This is a genomic window from Meinhardsimonia xiamenensis (assembly GCF_900102905.1).
GTDB classification, from domain to species: domain Bacteria; phylum Pseudomonadota; class Alphaproteobacteria; order Rhodobacterales; family Rhodobacteraceae; genus Meinhardsimonia; species Meinhardsimonia xiamenensis.
This window is the reverse complement of sequence record NZ_FNFV01000004.1, coordinates 160,093-178,705: the sequence shown is the minus strand read 5'-3', so window position 1 is coordinate 178,705 and position 18,613 is coordinate 160,093. Positions and strand designations below refer to the sequence as shown.

The window sequence follows — 18,613 nt, the reverse complement described above, 5'->3', positions numbered from 1 at the left end:
AGAGGGCGGCGGGGCGCGGCACAAGGTGGCGCGGCACTCAGCCCTCCATGCGTTCGCCAAAGATGGCCGAGCCCACCCGCACATGGGTGGCACCAAACGCCACCGCCTTTTCGAAATCGGCGCTCATGCCCATCGAGAGCCCCGTGATGCCGTTGCGCGCGGCGATCTTGGCGAGAAGCGCGAAATGCAGGCTCGGCTCCTCATCCACCGGCGGGATGCACATGAGCCCCTCGATCACGAGCCCCAGATCTCGGCACTCGGCGATGAAGGCATCCGCCTCCTGCGGCAGCACGCCGGCCTTCTGCGGCTCCGCCCCGGTGTTGACCTGCACGAAGAGCCGCGGGCAACGGCCCTCCTCCTCGGCGATGCGGGCGATGGTGCGGGCGAGTTTGGGGCGATCGACCGTCTGGATGGCGTCGAAGAGGCGGAAGGCCTGCCGCACCTTGTTGGTCTGCAACGGGCCGATCAGGTGCAGCTCGATGTCTTCGTAACGCTCGCGGAAGGCGGGCCACTTGCCGGCCGCCTCCTGCACCCGGTTCTCGCCGAAGACGCGGTGGCCTTCCTCAAGCACCGCCTCGATCCGCTCGAGCGGCTGCTTCTTTGACACCGCGATGAGCGTCACCGAGCCTTCGGGCCGCCCAGCCCGGCGCTCGGCCGCGCGCAGCCGCTCGAGAATCGCCTTGAGCCCCGTCTCACTGCCCATGCGCTGCCTCCTCCGCCTCGATCTCCTCGATCGCCTCCAGAAGCGGCGCGATCTCGTCCGCGTAACGCTCCCAAGCCTTCATGGAGCTTCGATAGATCGGCTGGCGCACCTGGTGAAGGCTCAGCGTGTCCACCCGGCGCTTGGTCTTGTGGAAGTCAAGGCAGGCGTCCTCCCACTCAAGCCCGCAGGCGGCGATCAGCGCGCGGGCCTGCGCCTCCGGGTCGGCAACGAGATCCTCGTAGCGGACGACGTGATAGCCGCCCGGCATGCGCTCGCGCCAGAAGCGCATGATGCGGCGGTATTCGCGCCAGTAAAAGGCCAGGTCGTCAAGGTCATAGGCGTAGCGGTGCCGGCCGAACGCGAAGAGGTTGCGATACATCGACAGAAGCGAATCGCGCGGGTCGCGCTCGACCACCACCAGCGCGGCACGCGGCAGCATCAGCCGGATCAGGCCGAGAAAATTGTGCGTCTGCACCGACTTGTCGGTGAGCCGCAGCGCCGCGGGGAAGCGCGCGCGCATCGCCGCCTCGGCCTCGCGGCCGGCGGCGGCAATGGCGGCCTCGGTCAGAGGCGCGGTCGCCTTGCCCCCGGTGCCGAAGACGAGCCGCGCCGCCGCTCCCCGCCCAAGCCCCAGCTCGCCCCCCGCCGTCACGGCGCTGTGCGCGGCGAGAATCGATTCGACCAGCGTCGTGCCCGAACGGGGCAGACCGGCCACGAAGATCGGCGCATAGTCGCTCGCACCCTCGATCTCGCGCGGCGAGAAATCGAGCGCCGCGCAGGCCTCCATGATCGCGTCAAGATCGCGCCTCAGCGCCTCGCGGTCGAAGGGGTAGCGCGCGCGGATGATCGCGTTTGCCGGGCGCAGATAGGTGAAAACCTTGTCGTGGGCGCCGATGTCCTCCATCGCCTTGGCAAGCGCGAAGCCGAATTCGGCGCGGTTCATGCCGGTGATCGCCGGGTCTTCCCAGCGCCGTTCCATCTCGGCGATCAGCGGATCGTCCGCCGTGGCGCGGTGGCTGGCCATGAAGATGCGAAAGGCCCGCCCGTCCTCGGGCGCCTTGGCGATGGCGGCACGGAAGAGCGCCTCGGCCTCGTCGAAGCGGCCGAGCCGCTGCATGAGCCGCGCCTTCTCGGCAAGCGGGGCGGGGCTGTCGGGCGCCGCCCCGATGGCCGCGTCACAGGCGGCGATCGCCTCATCCGTGCGGTCGAGAAGGGCGAGAGCCTCGGCCCGCAGAAGAAGCGCCTCGAGCGGCGGCGCCTTTGCGCTCAGAAGCGGCGCAAGGGTCTTGAGCGCGGGTTCGGGCTCAGCCTGCGCCATCTGGCACCGGGCGAGAACAAGCCGCGTCTCCGCCCCGTCCGCCCCGAGGGCCAGCGCGCGCTTCGCGGCCTCGGCGGCGGCGTCGGTCTTGCCCATGCGCTCCAGCGCGAGCGCGAGGTGACCCCAGGCAAGGCCAAGGCGGGGGCTCAGGCGAATCGCCTCGCGCAACTCGGCGATCCCCTCCTCGAGCCGTCCGCGCTCCACGAGAAAGCGGCCGAAATTCGCGCGCCCTTCGGCATAGTCGGGCGCCAGCGCAATGGCCTTGCGATGCGCCGCCTCGGCGGCCTCCAAGCGCCCAAGCCCGCCTTCCGCTGCCGCCAGCATGGCATGAGCGGGCGCAGAGCTGGGATATCGGGCGAGAAGGGCGCGCGCCTTCGCCGCCGCCTCGGCAAAGCGGTCCTTCTCGAGCGCCGCGACAATCGCCTTCAGCGCCTCGGGCGGGGCGCCACCGGTGGAGGGGCGAGGGCGCGCCGGGGGGGCAAGGGCGGCTTCCACCTGGCGCATGAGCGGCTCGGGCAGGCGCGCCTTGCGCGCCGCGCGCAGGAGTTCGGCCGAGGCCGCCGCCCCGCCCTTCGCCGCGGCCTCGGCCCATGACCGCCAGATCGCCGCCTCGTCCGGCTTCAGCGCCGCGGCGCGGGCGAAGGCGGCGCAGGCCTCGTCCGGCTTGCCTTCGGCCAGCGCCACGCGGCCCAGCTGAAACTGCGCCTCGGCGAACCTGGGGTTCACCGCGAGGATCCGCTCGAGAAGCGCCCGTGCCTCGGCCCTGCGGCCGGCGGCGAGGTGATTCACAGCTTCCCTGTAAAGCGCGGGGATGCGCGCGGGGTTGAGCGGCAGCATGGGCCTTCCTTCGCGGGTAAGCGCTGCCCCGCGGCTTAGCGCAGCACGGGGCAAACGAAAAGAGCGGGCGCAGGGCCCGCTCTTCCCGTGGTCCGTTGATCCGGCCGGATCAGAAGGACATCGACAGACCGAAGGAGTAGGTGTCGTAGCTGGTGCCAACTTCCGGGCTGGTGTTGCCGTAGCCGGCCTGGATGACCGCGCCGCCGCCGAGGTCGTAGTTCACGACAACGCCGAAACCTTCGGCATCAGCACCGACGAGCACCCGGTCGTAGGTGCCGTAGTTCGCGGCAAAGGTCCACGCGTCCATCTCGTAGGCAACGCCGACTCCCCAGTGGGTATAATCGAGCGGACTCGTGGGCGTCGAAGACAGATCGGAGTAGTTCACCGCCGCTTGGAAGCCATTGCCGAAATCCGCGTTAACGCTAGCGCCGATGATGCTCGTGTCGCCGCCCGGATAAGATACCGTCTGATAACCGATGCCGAAGCCAACGGTCATGTCGCCCATCGAGGCCGAGTACTTGGCGCCGACACCGAAAATCGGATCGTAAGAGACGCCGGTGTCATCCAGTTCGACCGACAGAGCAAAGGCAAAGTCCCCGAAGGCGTAGTCGTAACGCGCGATCTGACCGTCGCCCAAGCCCAACAAGCCGTCGAGGCCCGCGTTGCCGTTAAAACCGCCGTGCTCGGTCTCGTCGTCCATGAGCGAACCGCCGGCGAGGTTGACCTCGGTCAGCGCGAAGTCGTAGGCGCCGTCGGTGTCGCCCATGGTCAGGGTGCCGAAGGCGCCCTTCACATAGAGGTATTCGCCGCCCTGCGTCTCCGGATCAAATGCGCTGTTCTCGTCAAGATCGACCACCGCACCGAACTCGATGCCGCCGTCGGTCTGGCCGGACATCTTGAAGGTCACGTCCACATCGGTGTGGAACTGCAGGTTGCCGGTGTACGGCGCGCCGGCCAAAGCATCACCGCCGAACACACCGATCTCACCGGAGCCCGACAGCGCGATCTCGGCGGAGGCGAAGCCGGCGGAAGCCACCAGCGCCGTCGTCGCAAAGAGAACCTTTTTCATGGTTTTCCCTCATCTCGTTAAAAGAAGCACCTCAACCCGGTGGTTCCGACTTGAGTATGTGCGGTATGTCGCGCCAGCCGCCGGGGAATGCAAGAACGCCCCCGCCCTCGGCCCGAGATGCCCGCGCGATTGATGCAGCCATGCCACAGTGGGGCGGCAGCGGGGCGGCATTTCGGCGGAAAGCCGCCATAGATAACGCCTTGTTTGCCCCCCGCGCGCGGGTTACACCCTGAAAGACCGGAGGCCGGAACAGGCTGTTGGGGGGCGCCCGTGGAGACTCGATCCTCGATACACCATCTCTTCATGCCGCTTATGCTGGCCGCCGCGCTCGGGCTTGCCGGCTGCTCCGGGCAGGGCCGCGGCGACTTCTTCAAGCTGCGCGTGGGCGGCGACGCCACCGCCACCGGCGAGGAGCAGGACCGCGAGACGATCTGGGATCTCTTCACCGACCAGGACGACCCCAACACCACCGTCGAGGTCAACCGCTACATCTGGAACGCCGCGCTCGACGTGCTCTCCTTCCTGCCGATCGAGGCGGTGGACCCGTTCTCGGGCGTGATCGTCACCGGCTACGGCACGCCGCCGGGCGGCGGGCGGCCGTACCGCGCCATCATCTACGTGCGCGACCCGGCGCTTGACGCCCGCTCGCTGCAGGTTTCGCTGATGACCCGCTCGGGCCCCGTGAGCCCCGATACGGTGCGCGCGGTGGAGGACGCCATCCTCACCCGCGCCCGCCAGCTTCGCGTGGCCGACAGCAAGCTCTGAATCTCCCGCGCCGCTGGACGCGCCCGCGCGGCCACAGTATCACGCCGCCCGGCGTTGTCATGTCCGGAGGAAGGCGCAGATGTCGCGTTACGATCCCGCCGCGATCGAACCGAAGTGGCAAAAGGCCTGGGAAGAGGCCGAAACCTTCATTGCCCGGCGCGACGAGAGCCGGCCCAAGTATTACGTGCTCGAGATGTTCCCCTACCCCTCGGGGCGCATCCACATGGGCCATGTGCGCAACTACACCATGGGCGACGTGGTGGCGCGCTACAAGAAGGCCACCGGCTTCAACGTGCTGCACCCCATGGGCTGGGACGCCTTCGGCATGCCCGCCGAGAACGCGGCGATGGAGCGTGGCGGCCACCCCAAGGACTGGACCTATTCCAACATCGCCACCATGCGCGGGCAGATGAAGCCTTTGGGCCTTTCCATCGACTGGACGCGCGAATTCGCCACCTGCGATCCCGACTATTACGGCCAGCAGCAGGCGATGTTCATCGACTTCATGGAAAAGGGGCTCGTCTACCGCAAGGCGGCAGTGGTCAACTGGGACCCGGTCGACATGACCGTGCTTGCCAACGAGCAGGTGATCGACGGCAAGGGCTGGCGCTCGGGCGCGCCCGTGGAGCGGCGGGAGCTCACGCAGTGGTTCTTCCGCATCTCCGACTTCGCCGAGGAGCTTCTCGAGGCGCTCGATTCGCTCGACAACTGGCCCGAGAAGGTCAAGACGATGCAGCGAAACTGGATCGGCAAGAGCCGCGGGCTGCAATTTGCCTTCTCGCTCGTGAACGGCCCGCACGGCCATGACCGCATCGAGGTTTACACCACCCGGCCCGACACGCTGATGGGCGCAAGCTTCGTGGCCATCTCGCCTGACCATCCGCTGGCAAAGGTGCTCGAGCGCGAGAACCCCGAGATCGCCACCTTCAACGCCGAGGCTCGCCGCCTCGGCACCTCGGAAGAGGAGATCGAGCGCGCCGAGAAGAAGGGCATCGACACGGGGCTGCGCGTCCGCCATCCCTTCGACGAGAACTGGGAGCTGCCCGTCTGGATCGCCAATTTCGTGCTGATGGACTATGGCACCGGCGCCATCTTCGGCTGCCCCGCCCATGACCAGCGCGACCTCGACTTCGCCCGCAAATACGGCCTGCCGGTGATCGACACGTTCGTTGCCCTCGAGGGGGGCGAGCCGGTGAAGGATGCCGCCTTCGTCCCGCCCAAGACGGAAAAGGTGCGCTGGCTCAAGAACTTCGCCTGGCCCGAGATCGCCACCGGCGAGGAGGCGATCGAGGCCGCCATCCGCTTCTGCGAGAAGCACGGCATTGGTCAGGGCGTGACCAAGTACCGCCTGCGCGACTGGGGGATCAGCCGCCAGCGCTACTGGGGCTGCCCGATCCCGGTGGTGCATTGCGAGGCCTGCGGCACCGTGCCGGAGAAGAAGGAGAACCTGCCGGTTCTGCTGCCCGATGACGTGACCTTCGACCGCCCCGGCAACCCGCTCGACCGTCACCCGACATGGCGCGACGTGCCCTGCCCCCGATGCGGCGCGCCGGCAAAGCGCGAGACCGACACGATGGATACCTTTGTTGACTCCTCGTGGTATTACGCGCGCTTCACCAACCCCTGGGCGAAGACGCCGACGGTGCCCGAGGATGTCGATTACTGGATGAACGTTGACCAGTACATCGGCGGCATCGAACACGCGATCCTGCACCTTCTCTATTCGCGCTTCTTCGCCCGCGCCATGCACATTTGCGGCCATCTGCCGGCGAAGTCGAAGGAGCCCTTCGAGGCGCTCTTCACGCAAGGCATGGTCACGCATGAGATCTACATGACGCGCGACGAGCGCGGCCGGCCCGTGTACCACCTGCCCGAGGAGGTGGAGAAGACCGAGGCCGGCGCGCGGCTGAAGGCCACCGGCGAGCCGGTGGAGGTGATCCCTTCGGCCAAGATGTCGAAATCGAAGAAGAACGTCGTCGACCCCGAGGCGATCATCGCGCAATACGGCGCCGACACCGCGCGCTGGTTCGTCCTCTCCGACAGCCCTCCCGAGCGCGACGTGGAATGGACGGCCGCAGGTGCGGAGGCCGCGCACAAGCATCTGGCGCGGGTGCACCGGCTGGCGGCGGAGATCGCCGCCTCATCCGAGGCGGGCTCGCCAGAGGCCGACGAGGAGCTGCGCCGCGCCATGCACCGCACCATCCATGACGTGACCATGGGGGTGGAAAGCTTCGGCTTCAACGCCGCCATCGCCCGGCTCTACGCCTTCACCAACACGCTTGCGCGTTCGAAGGCGGGGGCGGAGGCCAAGCGCGAGGCGATGCGCACGCTGGCCCAGCTCATGGCGCCGATGACCCCGCATCTGGCCGAGGAGGTCTGGCAGATGCTGGGCGGTGAGGGGCTGATCGCCGAGGCGCCCTGGCCCAAGGCCGACCCGGCCATGCTGGTCGAGGACACGGTGACGCTGCCCATCCAGATCAACGGCAAGCGGCGCTCGGAAATCGTCGTGCCCAAGGATTTGCCTCGCGAGGAGGTTGAAAAGCGCGTGCTTCAAGACGAGGCTGTGCAGAGGGCGCTTCAGGGTGGAGCGCCGAAGAAGCTGATCGTGGTTCCGGGACGGATCGTGAATGTCGTGGTTTGATCGCCGCCGCGCCCTTGCCGGGCTCGCCGCGCTGGCGCTTGCCGCCGGCTGCGGCTTCCGTCCTGCCTACGCACCGGGGGGCAAGGGCACGGCGCTCGAAGGCCAGGTCAAGGCGGATGACCCGACCAACCGCGACGGTTTCCTCCTTGTCGAGGCACTGGAGCGGCGCCTGGGCGTGCCGCGCAACCCGCGCTACCGGCTCAGCTACAGCCTGTCGATTTCCTCAAGCGGCCTTGGCATCAACAGCTCCGCCAGCACCACGCGCTATCATCTGGTGGGCAAGCTCAGCTACACGCTGCGCGACGCCGCGACGGGCGAGACGCTCGACAGCGGCGAGGTGGAGAGTTTCACCGCCTACTCCACGACCGCCGCCGCCATCGCCGATGATGCGGCCGCTACGGGTGCGCGCGAGCGGCTGATCACCATTCTGGCCGACAAGCTGGTGGCGCGCCTTCTGACCGCGCCACTGTGATGCGACGATGAAGCTCACCGGCCGCGACGCGCAGGCCTTTTTCGCCAAACCCTCCCGGGAGGCCGCGGGCGTGCTTCTCTACGGCGCCGATGCGATGCGGGTGGCGCTGCGTCGGGAGCAGGTGATTGCGGCGCTCATCGGCCCCGAGGGCGAGGCGGAGATGCGGCTTGAGCGCATCGAGGGCGCCGACCTGCGGCGTGACCCGGCGGCGCTTGCCGACGCGATGAAGGCACAAGGCTTCTTCGCTGGCCCGCGCGTGGTGCATGTGGAAGGCGCGGGCGATGCCGCCGCTCCGGCCATCGCCGCTGCGCTCGAGGCCTGGCAGCCGGGAGATGCCCAGCTCGTGGTCACCGCTGGCCAGCTCGCGCCGCGCTCGCCCCTGCGCAAGCTCTTCGAGGGCGCGCGCCACGCCTTCGCCATCGGCATCTATGACGATCCGCCCTCGCGCGCCGAGATCGAGGCCGCGCTTGCCGCGGCGGGCGTTGGCGAGGTCACGGCGGAGGCGATGGAAGCCCTCGTGCACCTCTCGCGTGCACTCGACCCCGGCGACTTCCGCCAGACGGTCGAAAAGCTCGCCCTCTACAAGCTCGACCCTCCGGGGCCGGTCACGGTTGAAGATGTGGAGGCGGTCGCGCCGCTGACCGTCGAGGCGCATCTCGACGCGCTCATCACCGCCGTCGCGGAGGGGCGGGCCGCCGATGTCGGGCTCATGATGCAGCGCCTCGCCGGGCAGGGTGTGGCCCCGGCAACGGTGCTCATCGGGGCCACGCGCCACTTCCGCAGCCTGCTTGCGGTGGCCAGCCACCCCGACGGCGCGGCCGAGGGCGTGGGGCGGTTGCGCCCGCCCGTCTACGGGCCGCGGCGCGACAGGCTGTTGCGGCAGGCCCAGGGCTGGGGAGCGGAGCGCGCGGCGCGGGCGTTGCAACTGCTCATCGACACCGACCTTGAGCTGCGCTCGGCCGGCCAGCACGCCCCGCAGATGGCGCTTGTGGAGCGGGCCCTGATTCGGCTGGCGATGATGAACCGCCGGCGATGAGGCGCGGGCGCTGGTCATTCATGCCCCCATGCGCTCATATCGCCATGGGATGCGGGAGGGGACGCCAATGTACACCGTGATCGGAAACCGCCGCAGCCGCACGCTGCGGGTTCTGTGGATGCTCGAGGAGCTGGGTGCGCCTTACGAGCACATGCCCGCCGCCCCGCAGTCCGAAGAGGTGCGCGCCCATTATCCGGCGGGCAAGGTGCCGGTGATGCTGGTCGAGGGCGAGGCGCTGACCGATTCGACGGCAATCATGCAGTATCTCGCCGACCGGCACGGCGCGCTCACCTTTCCCGCCGGCACGCTCCAGCGCGCCCGTCAGGACGGGCATACCCATTTTCTCCTCGACGAGTTCGACGCGCTTCTGTGGACGGCCGCGCGCCACAGCTTCGTGCTGCCGGAGGACTGGCGCGTGCCCGAGGTCAAGGACAGCCTGAAATGGGAGTTCGAGACCAGCGTGGAACGATTCGTCGAGCGGCTGGGCGAGGGGCCGTTTCTCATGGGCGAGAAGATGACCGTGCCCGACATCATCGCGGCCCATTGCGGCAGCTGGGCAAAGGCGGCGAAGTTTCCTGTCGACAATGCTGCCTTCGAGGCGTATCTGGCGCGCATGTTCTCCCGCCCCGCCTACCGCCGGGCGCTTGGCCAATAGGCGGCAGGTCACGGTCATGGGACTGATGGTCAAGGGCGTTTGGCACCCGGAGGATCCGGGCCCCGGCACCGACGAGCACGGCCGCTTCCTGCGCGCGCGCTCCACCATCCGCCACTGGATCACGCCTGACGGCCCCTTCACCCCCGAGCCGGGGCGCTATCATCTTTACGTCGCCATCAACTGCCCCTGGGCGCATCGGGCGCTTCTGGCCCGCGTGATCCTCGGGCTCGAGGAGGCCATCGGGGTTTCCTACGCGCGCGTCCGCCGCACCGAGGAGGGCTGGGTGTTCGACGATGTCGGCCCCCATGCCGACCCCTGCCTGCATGTGCGCGCGCTCCATGAGGTCTATGCCCGCCAGCGCCCGCCCTACACCGGCCGCGTCACCGTGCCGGTGCTTTGGGACAGGCAGACAGAACAGATCGTCTCCAACGAATCGGCCGACATCGTGCGCATGTTCGGCAGCTTCGGGCGCGGACCGGACCTCACCCCGCCGGGGCTCGCGCCCGAAATCGAGGAGTGGAACGCGCTCATCTACCGCACCGTCAACAACGGCGTCTATCGCGCGGGCTTTGCGCGCACCCAAGCCGCCTATGACGAGGCGGTGACGGCGCTCTTCGACACGCTCGACCGCATCGAGGCGCATCTCGAGGGCCGCGACTGGCTCGTCGGCGAGCGCTTCACCGAGGCCGACCTGCGGCTCTTTCCCACCCTCGCGCGCTTCGATGTCGCCTATCACTACGCCTTCAAGTGCAATATCCGCCGGCTCGTCGACTACCCCCGCCTCTGGGCCTATGCGCGGCGCATCTATCACATGCCCGGCGTCGCGGGGACGGTGGATTTCGAGGCCTATAAGCAGGGCTATTTCGCGCCCTCGCCCCTGCGCAATCCGCTCGGGATCGTGCCCAGGGGGCCGCTCATCGACTGGAGCCTGTGAGCCTCTGCGCCGCCGCCCGCCCCGCCCAGCGCCTGGTGGCCAGACAGGCGGTGAGCAGATAACCGCCCGTCGGCGCATCCCAGTCCAGCATTTCGCCCGCCGCGAAGACCCCGGGCATGGCGAGAAGCTCGAGCCCCTCGCTCAGCCCCTCCCAGCGGATGCCGCCGGCCGAGGAAATCGCCCGCTCAAGCCCGGCAAGCCCCAGGTGCGGCACCGGCAGCGCCTTGATGAGTCGGGCAAGCGCGCCCGGCTCCTCGGGCAACGGCCGGGCGAATTCGTTGAGGAGCGCGAGTTTGGCGCCCTCAAGCCGCGCGGTCTTGCGCAAATGGCTGGCGCGCGAGCGCTTGCCGCGCGGGGCGGCGAGCCGGCCGGCAAGCCTCTCCAGAGGCACATCGGGCGCAAGGTCGAGGACGAGCGGCGCCCCTTCCCGCAGCGCCGCCGACAGGGCGTAGATGCCCCCGCCCTCAAGCCCTTGCGCCGAGATCACGAACTCGCCGCGGCTTCTCTGCCCGCCCGCCTCCAGCGCGACACCCTTCACCGGCGCGCCGAAATGGCGGGCCATGTGGCGCGACCACTCCACCCGCAAAGCGGCATTCGAAGGCACGAACGGGGTGAGCGGAACGCCCGCGTCACCGAGCCACGCGGCCCACGCGCCATCGGAGCCGAGCCGCGGCCAGCTTGCCCCGCCAAGCGCAAGCACGGTGACGCGCGCCCGCACCCGCACCTCGCCCTCGGGCGTGGCAAAGCGCCATGCCTTCCCCGCGCGCCCGAGACAGCGCCAGCGGGTGGCCAGCGTGACACCGCCCGCCTCGAGCCGGCCGAGCCAGCGCCGAAGGAGCGGCGAGGCCTTCATCGCACGCGGGAACACGCGGCCCGTCGAGCCGATGAAGAGCGCCTCGCCAAGATCCTCCGCCCAGCGCTGCACCTCCTCCGGCCCGAAGGCCGAGAGCATCGGCCGGAGCCGCGCCGCTGCCCCGCCGTAAGCCGCCAGGAACTGCGCGAAGGGCTCATCCTTTGTCAGGTTGAGCCCCGATTTTCCGGCCATCAGGAACTTGCGCGCCACGCTCGGCTTGGCCTCGGCGACCAGAACCGGCACGCCCGCCTCGGCCAGCACCTCCGCCGCCGCAAGCCCCGCCGGCCCGCCGCCAATGACCAGCGCCGCCGCCTCGCGTTCCGTCGCCGTCATCGCCAAATCCCTTGCACCGCCGCGCGCTGCGGCACAACCATGCGGCCATGAGCGAGGAGCATCCGATCTGCCCGCTGTGCGACCGCCCGATTCCACCGCAGGCACGCGCCAGCCTGCATCACCTCGTCCCGCGCTCGAAGGGCGGCAAGGGCGGGCCGGTGGTGCTGTTGCATCAGATCTGTCATGCCGAAATCCACGCCACGCTCACCGAAGCGGAACTCGCCCGCGCCTACAACACCATCGAGGCGCTGCGCGCCCATCCCCGCCTTGCCCGCTTCATCGCCTGGGTGAAGCGCCGCCCGCCCGCCTTTCACTCCCGCACGCCCGGCCCGCGCCGTCTCCGGCGCTGAAAGGGGCGCCGGTCATCCCTTGTCACCAAGCCCAAGCCGCGCCCTCAGCGCCGGATCGCGCAGCGACAGCTCCTCGCCGAGGTGGGCGTCGGCCTCGGGCGTTGCCATCCAGACAAGCGCCCGCGCCGGCCATTCGGGCGGGATGTGCTCCGACCAGTCGAGCCGGCTGACGGGGTTGATGCCGCTCTCGCGGATCGCGCGCTGCATGTCGGTGGCCACCGTACCCGGCGACAGCCCCATCGCGCGAATGCCGCGGGCGCGATACTCGAGATCGAGAGAGCGCGTCAGCATCGCCGCCCCGGCCTTGGCGGCGCAGTACTGGCTCCAGCCCTCAAGCGGCCGGTGCGCCGCCCCCGAGGAGACGTTCAGCACCGTCCCGCCGCCGGCCGCAAGCATGACCGGCAGCGCGGCGCGGATGCCGTGAAAGACGCCCTTGAGATTGATGTCGAGCGAATGGCTCCAGGCCTCGGGATCGACCTCGCCAAGATGGCCGATGGGCTCGATGACCCCCGCGTTGTTGACCAGAACGTCAAGACCGCCGAATTCCTTCACCGCCGCATCCACCGCGGCCTGCACCTCCCACAGACGGCTGACATCGCAAGGCACCGCCAGTGAACGCTCGCCAAGCTTGCCGGAGAGTTCGGCAATCGCGTTCTCCGAGCGTGCCACGAGCACCACATTGGCGCCCTCGGCATGAAACGCCTCCGCGGCTGCCCGGCCGATGCCGCGGCTGGCCCCGGTCACAAGCACGGTCTTGCCCGCAAGTCTCATGGAAGATCCCCCGTCTGTCTGCACGGTTCCGCCGGGTTTTGCTAGCCTGTCCGCGCGGTCGACGCCAGACGGCCGGTGCACGCGCCTGCCCGAACTTGCGGAATCGCGCACACCGCGGCACGACAGGCTCTGGCTGTCATTGAGATTTCACCCCTGCAATGCTATTTCTTCACCATGCCCGGCGCCGGGGCGTGATCGGCGTGCAGCAAGGAGGGTGCGACCCTGTCTCACACTGCCCAGACGGTCCGTCATGCGACCGTAGGGGAGGCGGCGCTGCTCGCCGCCGAACCCGAGAATCCCTCAAGCGAAGTGCTGCTTGAAAGGGTTCTTTCCTCACTCGAAGACGACAAGGCCGAAAGCATCGTCTCGATCGATCTGCGCGGCAAGTCGGATGTGGCAGACTACATGGTTGTCTGTTCCGGCCGCTCCAGCCGGCAGGTCGTCTCAATCGCGGACAAGCTGGTCGAAAGGCTCAAGCTGGCGTTCCGCCTGTCCAGCAAGGTGGAGGGCAAGGAAGCCGGCGACTGGGTGCTGATCGATGCCGGCGATGTCGTCGTTCATGTCTTCCGGCCGGAAGTGCGTGAGTTCTACCAACTCGAGAAGATGTGGATGAGCCCGGCCGAGCGGGCGCGCGCGGGCGCCTGAGGCGCGCGTGCGGGTTGCCATCTGTGCCGTCGGGCGCCTTCGCGGCGGGCCCGAGAGGGAGCTTGTCGACTCATATGTGGCCCGCTTCGAGCGCACGGGACGCGCCATCGGCCTCGGTCCGCTCCGGCTGACGGAGGTCGAGGATCGCAAGGGCGGCGGCCCGGCCGCCGAAGCCCGTCTACTGCGCAATGCCCTGCCGCGTGGCGCCGTGGTGGTGGCGCTCGACGAGCGCGGGCAGCAGCTTTCCTCGCCCGACTTTGCCGCAAGGCTGGCCGGCTGGCGCGATGCCGGCCGCGCCGGAGTCGCCTTCATGATCGGCGGCGCCGACGGTCTTTCGCCGGATCTTGTCGCCGAGGCCGACTTCACCCTGTCGTTCGGGCGCATGGTATGGCCGCACATGCTCGCGCGGGTGATGCTGGCCGAGCAGCTCTACCGCGCCGCCTCGATCCTTGCCGGGGCGCCCTATCACCGCGCGTGAGGCTTGCGCGTCGAGGAAGTGCCCCCGCGCCTCAATGGTCGCGCAGATGCCACTCGGGCGGCGGCTCCTTGATACGGTTGCCCTGCGCGCCGCACCGCCCTAGAACCGCGCCAGCGAGACGGAGCCCTCCATGACCACACCAAGACCCGTAGTCCTCTGCATTCTCGACGGCTGGGGCCTGAGCGAGCAGCGCGAGGGCAATGCGCCGCTTCTGGCCGACACGCCGAACTTCGACCGCATCTGGGCAAGCTGCCCGCGCGCCACGCTCGTCACCCACGGCCCCGACGTGGGCCTGCCCACCGGCCAGATGGGCAATTCCGAAGTGGGCCACATGAACATCGGCGCCGGGCGCGTGGTGGCGCTGGGGCTTGGCCGCATCGATCTGGCGATCGAGGATGGCTCCTTCTTCCAGAACCCCGCCTTGCGCGACTTCATCGACCGGCTGAAAGCCTCGGGCGGCACCGCGCAGGTGATCGGGCTCGCCTCGCCGGGCGGCGTGCACAGCCATCAGGCGCACATGCTGGCCGCGGTCAGGGCAATGACCGAGGCGGGCATTCCGGTGCAGATCCACGCCATCACCGACGGGCGCGACGTGCCGCCGCAATCGGCTGCCGAGCAGCTCGCCGAGATCATGGCCGCGCTGCCCGAGGGCGCGCGCATCGGCACGGTCATCGGCCGCTACTACGCGATGGACCGCGACAAGCGCTGGGAGCGGGTGGCCGAGGCCGCCGCGCTCGTGCTGCGCGGCGAGGGGCGCGAGGCGCCCGATGCGGTGAGCGCCGTGAAGGCCGCCTACGAGGCCGGCGAGACCGACGAGTTCATTCGCGCGACCCGCATCAAAGGCTACGAGCCGCCCCGGGACGGCGACGGCCTCTTCTTCGTCAATTTCCGCGCCGACCGCGCGCGTGAGATCCTCTCCGCCCTCGTCGACCCCGAGTTTGACGCCTTCGACCCCGGCCCGCGCCCGCGCTGGGCGGCGCTTTGCGGCATGGCCTCCTACGGCGAGCGGCTCGACGAGCTGATGGGGGTGATGTTCCCCCCCGTGGTGGTGAAGAACACGCTCGCGCACTGGATCGCGACGAAGGGGCTCACCCAGTTCCACATCGCGGAGACGGAGAAATACCCCCACGTCACCTATTTCTTCAACGGCGGGGTGGAGGAGCCGGAGCCGGGCGAAGACCGCTACATGGCCCCCTCGCCCAAGGTGCCGACCTATGACCTCAAGCCCGAGATGTCGGCACCCGAGGTCACCGAACATCTCGTGAAGGCGATCCGCAAGCGCTACGATTTCATCGTGGTCAACTACGCCAACCCCGACATGGTCGGCCACACCGGCAGCCTAGAGGCGGCGATCAGGGCCTGCGAGGCGGTGGACCGCGGGCTAGGCGCCGCGCTCGAGGCGGTGGAGGAGACGGGCGGCGCAATCATCGTCACCGCCGACCACGGCAACTGCGAGATGATGATCGACCCCGAGACAGGCGGCCCGCACACCGCCCACACCATGAACCCCGTGCCGGTGGTGCTGGTGGGCGGGCCTCAGGGCGTGTCGCTTGCCTCCGGCCGGCTGGCCGATCTCGCGCCCACGGTGCTTGAGCTCATGGGCCTTGACCAGCCCCCCGAGATGACCGGCAAGAGCCTCATCCGGCGATGAGATGGCGGCGGCTCGCGGCAGCTGTTCTCCTGGGCCTTGCCCTCACCCGGCCGCTGCCCGCCGCCCCGACCGACCCTGCCCAGCTCGCCCTGCGCGCCGCGCACGCCCTTGAGCAGGCACAGATCGCGCTCGAGCGCGCAGAAGGGGCGCACGACCGCGTGGCGGCGCTCACCAAGGTGATCCGCGCCTATGAGGAGGGGCTCATGGCGCTTCGCGAGGGGCTCAGGCGCGCCGCCATCCGCGAGGCAGAGCTGACCCGCCGCTTCGAGGCCGAGGGCGAGAAGCTCTCGCGGCTGCTCGGCGCGTTGATGAGCATCGGCGGGGCGGAGGTGCCGGAGCTTCTGCTTCACCCCGCCGGCCCGCTGGCGACCGCGCGGGCGGGGATGATCCTTGGCGACGTCACGCCGGCGCTCAAGGAACAGGCCGAGGCGCTGCGCCGCGAGCTTGAGGAACTCGCCATTCTCCGCGAGCTTCAGTCCAGGGCGGCCGACCAGCTCGAGCAGGCGCTTGTCGGCGTGCAGGAGGCACGCGCGCGGCTCAGCGAAGCGATCTCGAACCGCGAGGAGCTACCCCGTCGCTTTCTCGCCGACCCGCAGGCGGTGGCCTCGCTCATCGCCTCGAGCGAGACGCTCGCCGCCTTCGCCAGCGGTCTGGCGGAGATCGGCGGCCGCGCCCCGGAGGAGGGCCCGGTCATGCCCGCCTTCGAGCGGATGCGGGGGCGCACGCCCCTGCCGGTGACAGGGCGCATCCTGCGCCGCTTCGGCGAGGCGGATGCCGCCGGCATCCGCCGCCCCGGCCTCGTCATCGCCACCCCGCCGCGGGCTCTCGTCACCAGCCCCTGGCCCGCGACCATCCGCTACCGCGGCCCGCTGCTCGACTACGGAAACGTGATCATACTTGAGCCCGCGAGCGGCTATCTGCTTGTGTTGGCGGGGCTCGATGAAGTCTATGGGGAGATCGGGGAGGTTCTCGAGGCCGGCGCGCCCGTGGGCCTGATGGGTGGGGAAGCGCCCGAGGCGCGGGAGCTTCTGTCGCAGGCGCCGCGCGGGGGTGGCGGAGAGCTGTCGGAAACGCTCTATATGGAGCTGAGGAAGGACAACGAGCCGGTGGACCCCGAACCCTGGTTCACCGCCGGATGAAAGGTAAGGACGCGATGAAGAGATTCCTGATCGCCGCCCTGTCGGGCATCGTCATCGGCGGCCTCGTGGCCACCCAGGTCGCCGGCCCGCTCATTGCGCAGGAAAAGGCCGACCGGGCGACGGTCTACGAGCAGCTTGACCTCTTTGGCGACATCTTCGAGCGCATCCGCGCCCAGTATGTCGAGCCCGTGGACCCAGGGGAGCTGATCGAGGCCGCCATCGACGGCATGCTGACATCGCTCGACCCGCATTCGAGCTATCTTTCGCCGGAGGATGCCGCCGAGATGCGCATCCAGACCCGTGGCGAGTTCGGCGGCCTCGGCATCGAGGTGACGATGGAGAATGGCGTGGTCAAGGTCGTCTCCCCCATCGACGGCACGCCCGCAGCCGAGGCCGGCATTCAGGCTGGCGACTACATCACCCATGTCGACGGCCAGTCGATCTTCGGCATGACGCTTGACGAGGCGGTGGACCTGATGCGCGGGCCGGTCGGCTCGGAGATCACCATCACCGTGGTGCGCGAAGGGGTCGACGAGCCCTTTGACGTGAAGATCATCCGCGACACCATCAAGCTGACCGCCGTGCGCACCCGCACCGAGGGCCGGACGGTGGTGCTGCGCATCACCACCTTCAACGAGCAGACCTTCCCCAATCTCGAGGAAGGGCTGAAGAAGGCGGTGGAGGAGCTTGGCGGCATCGACAATGTCGACGGCTTCGTGATCGACCTGCGCAACAACCCCGGCGGGCTCCTGCCAGCGGCGATCGACGTTGCCGATGCCTTCCTCGATGCGGGCGAGATCGTCTCCACCCGCGGCCGCAACCCCGAGGACACCGAGCGCTACAACGCCACGCCCGGCGACATGGCGGAAGGAAAGCCCATCGTCGTGCTGATCAATGACGGCTCGGCCTCGGCCTCCGAGATCGTCGCGGGTGCCCTGCAGGACCATGCCCGCGCCATCGTGGTCGGGACCAAGAGCTTCGGCAAGGGCTCGGTGCAAACGGTGATGCCGCTCAGGAATGGTGGCGCCATGCGTCTGACCACGGCGCGCTACTACACCCCCTCGGGCCGCTCCATCCAGGCGCTCGGCATCGCCCCCGACATCGTCGTGCACCAGCTGCCGCCGCGGGAGAGCGGCGAAGACGAAGACGAAAGCGCCGCCCGGCGCACGCGCTCGGAGGCCGACCTGCGCGGCCGGCTCGAAAATGACAGCCTTACGCCCGAGGAGCGCGAGCAGATCGAGCAGGAGCTGAAGGCCGCCGAGGAGGCCGCGAAGCTGCGCGACGAGGACTTCCAGCTTGCCTATGTGGTGGACCTGCTGCGCGGCCTGCGCGCGCTCGAGGCGGCGGCGCGGCGCTGAACGCGAAGGGGCGCCGGGCTCATGGCCAGGCGCCCCTCCCTCAAGACGGAAGAGCTTCGCATGGGATCAGGGAACGCGGCAGAGCAGGATCTGCCCTACCGCCGCAACGTCGGCGTGATGCTCGTCAACCGCGACGGGATGGTCTTTGCCGGCCAGCGCCGTGACAGTGAAACGCCCGCCTGGCAGATGCCGCAGGGGGGCATCGACGAGGGGGAAAGCCCCCTTGAGGCGGCGCTGCGCGAACTCGAGGAGGAAACCGGCGTACCGCGCGAGCTGGTACGGATCGAGGCCGAAACCCCCGGCTGGCTGCGCTACGATCTTCCGCCGGAAATCCGCTCCAGGGTCTGGAAGGGCCGCTACCGGGGGCAGGAACAGAAGTGGTTCCTGATGCGGTTTCTTGGCGACGACAGCCAGATCAACATCGCCACGGCACACCCGGAGTTCTCCGAATGGGCCTGGCTGAGCCCCCGCGATCTGGTCGAACGAATCGTGCCGTTCAAGCGCGAGGTGTATGCCCGCGTGATGGAAGCCTTCGCCGACCGCCTCACGCCACGCGACTGAGCGTGGCCGCGCGATACCCGGACGGCCGCGCCGCGTTGCAAGGC

The 18,613-nt window shown here is 69.2% G+C and carries 18 protein-coding genes; 13 read left to right on the top strand and 5 right to left on the bottom strand.

Translation table 11 applies throughout. The features are described from left to right. Positions 1 to 37: 37 nt before the first annotated feature. The 3 genes from BLQ14_RS09925 to BLQ14_RS09915 form a co-directional block, all read right to left on the bottom strand. Complete coding sequence (locus tag BLQ14_RS09925; protein WP_092500405.1) at positions 38 to 703, bottom strand: YggS family pyridoxal phosphate-dependent enzyme; 666 nt, start codon at positions 701 to 703, stop codon at positions 38 to 40. After that, positions 693 to 2,858, bottom strand: a complete 2,166-nt coding sequence (locus BLQ14_RS09920; protein ID WP_092500404.1) for a tetratricopeptide repeat-containing sulfotransferase family protein — start codon at positions 2,856 to 2,858, stop codon at positions 693 to 695. Before BLQ14_RS09920 ends, BLQ14_RS09925 begins: the two co-directional genes overlap by 11 nt. 109 nt (positions 2,859 to 2,967) lie before the next feature. After that, entirely contained in the window at positions 2,968 to 3,927 is a 960-nt protein-coding gene (locus tag BLQ14_RS09915; protein WP_092500403.1) for a porin, read from the bottom strand. Between the two features lie 270 nt (positions 3,928 to 4,197). Between BLQ14_RS09915 and BLQ14_RS09910 the strand changes: the two genes are divergently transcribed. The 6 genes from BLQ14_RS09910 to BLQ14_RS09885 all read left to right on the top strand — a co-directional run bounded on the left by BLQ14_RS09910 (position 4,198) and on the right by BLQ14_RS09885 (position 10,430). After that, a complete protein-coding gene (locus tag BLQ14_RS09910) occupies positions 4,198 to 4,692 on the top strand; it encodes a DUF3576 domain-containing protein (RefSeq protein ID WP_425412097.1) in 495 nt (164 codons plus the stop codon). A gap of 79 nt (positions 4,693 to 4,771) precedes the next feature. After that, on the top strand, positions 4,772 to 7,333 hold the full coding sequence (gene leuS, locus BLQ14_RS09905; RefSeq protein WP_092500401.1) for a leucine--tRNA ligase: 2,562 nt from the start codon (positions 4,772 to 4,774) through the stop codon (positions 7,331 to 7,333). Further along, a complete protein-coding gene (lptE, locus tag BLQ14_RS09900; RefSeq protein ID WP_092500400.1) occupies positions 7,320 to 7,805 on the top strand; it encodes an LPS assembly lipoprotein LptE in 486 nt (161 codons plus the stop codon). Before leuS ends, lptE begins: the two co-directional genes overlap by 14 nt. A gap of 7 nt (positions 7,806 to 7,812) precedes the next feature. Further along, a complete protein-coding gene (gene holA, locus BLQ14_RS09895; protein WP_092500399.1) occupies positions 7,813 to 8,841 on the top strand; it encodes a DNA polymerase III subunit delta in 1,029 nt (342 codons plus the stop codon). A gap of 67 nt (positions 8,842 to 8,908) precedes the next feature. After that, positions 8,909 to 9,496: a glutathione S-transferase family protein gene (locus BLQ14_RS09890; protein WP_092500398.1), complete on the top strand. Its 588-nt coding sequence runs from the start codon at positions 8,909 to 8,911 to the stop codon at positions 9,494 to 9,496. Between the two features lie 16 nt (positions 9,497 to 9,512). After that, complete coding sequence (locus BLQ14_RS09885) at positions 9,513 to 10,430, top strand: glutathione S-transferase family protein (RefSeq protein ID WP_092500397.1); 918 nt, start codon at positions 9,513 to 9,515, stop codon at positions 10,428 to 10,430. Here BLQ14_RS09885 and BLQ14_RS09880 read toward each other — a convergent pair. Further along, positions 10,411 to 11,616, bottom strand: coding sequence for a TIGR03862 family flavoprotein (locus BLQ14_RS09880; protein ID WP_092500396.1), 1,206 nt, complete (start codon positions 11,614 to 11,616; stop codon positions 10,411 to 10,413). The two genes, BLQ14_RS09885 and BLQ14_RS09880, sit on opposite strands and share 20 nt — an antisense overlap. Positions 11,617 to 11,663: 47 nt before the next feature. Between BLQ14_RS09880 and BLQ14_RS09875 the strand changes: the two genes are divergently transcribed. Continuing rightward, on the top strand, positions 11,664 to 11,966 hold the full coding sequence (locus BLQ14_RS09875; protein ID WP_092500395.1) for an HNH endonuclease: 303 nt from the start codon (positions 11,664 to 11,666) through the stop codon (positions 11,964 to 11,966). A 12-nt stretch (positions 11,967 to 11,978) separates the two neighbouring features. On the opposite strand, the gene BLQ14_RS09870 is transcribed toward BLQ14_RS09875, so the two are convergent. Further along, the gene (locus tag BLQ14_RS09870; protein WP_092500394.1) at positions 11,979 to 12,737 is read right to left on the bottom strand and encodes an SDR family oxidoreductase; all 759 of its coding nucleotides are present in this window, start codon (positions 12,735 to 12,737) and stop codon (positions 11,979 to 11,981) included. Positions 12,738 to 13,046: 309 nt separating this feature from the next. Between BLQ14_RS09870 and rsfS the strand changes: the two genes are divergently transcribed. The 6 genes from rsfS (at position 13,047) to BLQ14_RS09840 (ending at position 18,569) form a co-directional block, all read left to right on the top strand. Continuing rightward, positions 13,047 to 13,382 (top strand): ribosome silencing factor, encoded by a 336-nt coding sequence (gene rsfS / locus BLQ14_RS09865; RefSeq protein WP_425412096.1) that lies wholly within the window; start codon positions 13,047 to 13,049, stop codon positions 13,380 to 13,382. 7 nt (positions 13,383 to 13,389) lie between these two features. Beyond that, positions 13,390 to 13,860 carry a 23S rRNA (pseudouridine(1915)-N(3))-methyltransferase RlmH gene (gene rlmH, locus BLQ14_RS09860; RefSeq protein WP_092500392.1) on the top strand — a complete coding sequence of 157 codons (471 nt, stop codon included), beginning with the start codon at positions 13,390 to 13,392 and terminating at the stop codon, positions 13,858 to 13,860. 130 nt (positions 13,861 to 13,990) lie between these two features. Then, the gene (gene gpmI / locus BLQ14_RS09855) at positions 13,991 to 15,511 is read left to right on the top strand and encodes a 2,3-bisphosphoglycerate-independent phosphoglycerate mutase (protein WP_092500391.1); all 1,521 of its coding nucleotides are present in this window, start codon (positions 13,991 to 13,993) and stop codon (positions 15,509 to 15,511) included. Then, positions 15,508 to 16,650 (top strand): murein hydrolase activator EnvC family protein, encoded by a 1,143-nt coding sequence (locus BLQ14_RS09850; RefSeq protein WP_092500390.1) that lies wholly within the window; start codon positions 15,508 to 15,510, stop codon positions 16,648 to 16,650. The genes gpmI and BLQ14_RS09850 overlap by 4 nt, the downstream gene beginning before the upstream one ends. Before the next feature lie 14 nt (positions 16,651 to 16,664). Beyond that, positions 16,665 to 18,008 (top strand): S41 family peptidase, encoded by a 1,344-nt coding sequence (locus BLQ14_RS09845; RefSeq protein WP_092500389.1) that lies wholly within the window; start codon positions 16,665 to 16,667, stop codon positions 18,006 to 18,008. A gap of 60 nt (positions 18,009 to 18,068) precedes the next feature. After that, positions 18,069 to 18,569, top strand: a complete 501-nt coding sequence (locus tag BLQ14_RS09840; RefSeq protein ID WP_092500388.1) for an RNA pyrophosphohydrolase — start codon at positions 18,069 to 18,071, stop codon at positions 18,567 to 18,569. Positions 18,570 to 18,613 lie beyond the last annotated feature (44 nt).

Excerpts from the sequence above, each read along its gene's own strand:
- BLQ14_RS09890 (WP_092500398.1), top strand. The coding sequence starts at position 8,909 with ATGTACACCGTGATCGGAAACCGCCGCAGCCGCACGCTGCGGGTTCTG.
- BLQ14_RS09925 (WP_092500405.1), bottom strand. The coding sequence starts at position 703 with ATGGGCAGTGAGACGGGGCTCAAGGCGATTCTCGAGCGGCTGCGCGCG.
- leuS (WP_092500401.1), top strand. The coding sequence starts at position 4,772 with ATGTCGCGTTACGATCCCGCCGCGATCGAACCGAAGTGGCAAAAGGCC.
- lptE (WP_092500400.1), top strand. The coding sequence starts at position 7,320 with ATGTCGTGGTTTGATCGCCGCCGCGCCCTTGCCGGGCTCGCCGCGCTG.
- gpmI (WP_092500391.1), top strand. The coding sequence starts at position 13,991 with ATGACCACACCAAGACCCGTAGTCCTCTGCATTCTCGACGGCTGGGGC.
- holA (WP_092500399.1), top strand. The coding sequence starts at position 7,813 with ATGAAGCTCACCGGCCGCGACGCGCAGGCCTTTTTCGCCAAACCCTCC.
- BLQ14_RS09885 (WP_092500397.1), top strand. The coding sequence starts at position 9,513 with ATGGGACTGATGGTCAAGGGCGTTTGGCACCCGGAGGATCCGGGCCCC.
- BLQ14_RS09920 (WP_092500404.1), bottom strand. The coding sequence starts at position 2,858 with ATGCTGCCGCTCAACCCCGCGCGCATCCCCGCGCTTTACAGGGAAGCT.
- BLQ14_RS09915 (WP_092500403.1), bottom strand. The coding sequence starts at position 3,927 with ATGAAAAAGGTTCTCTTTGCGACGACGGCGCTGGTGGCTTCCGCCGGC.
- BLQ14_RS09845 (WP_092500389.1), top strand. The coding sequence starts at position 16,665 with ATGAAGAGATTCCTGATCGCCGCCCTGTCGGGCATCGTCATCGGCGGC.
- BLQ14_RS09880 (WP_092500396.1), bottom strand. The coding sequence starts at position 11,616 with ATGACGGCGACGGAACGCGAGGCGGCGGCGCTGGTCATTGGCGGCGGG.
- BLQ14_RS09870 (WP_092500394.1), bottom strand. The coding sequence starts at position 12,737 with ATGAGACTTGCGGGCAAGACCGTGCTTGTGACCGGGGCCAGCCGCGGC.
- BLQ14_RS09850 (WP_092500390.1), top strand. The coding sequence starts at position 15,508 with ATGAGATGGCGGCGGCTCGCGGCAGCTGTTCTCCTGGGCCTTGCCCTC.
- BLQ14_RS09840 (WP_092500388.1), top strand. The coding sequence starts at position 18,069 with ATGGGATCAGGGAACGCGGCAGAGCAGGATCTGCCCTACCGCCGCAAC.
- BLQ14_RS09875 (WP_092500395.1), top strand. The coding sequence starts at position 11,664 with ATGAGCGAGGAGCATCCGATCTGCCCGCTGTGCGACCGCCCGATTCCA.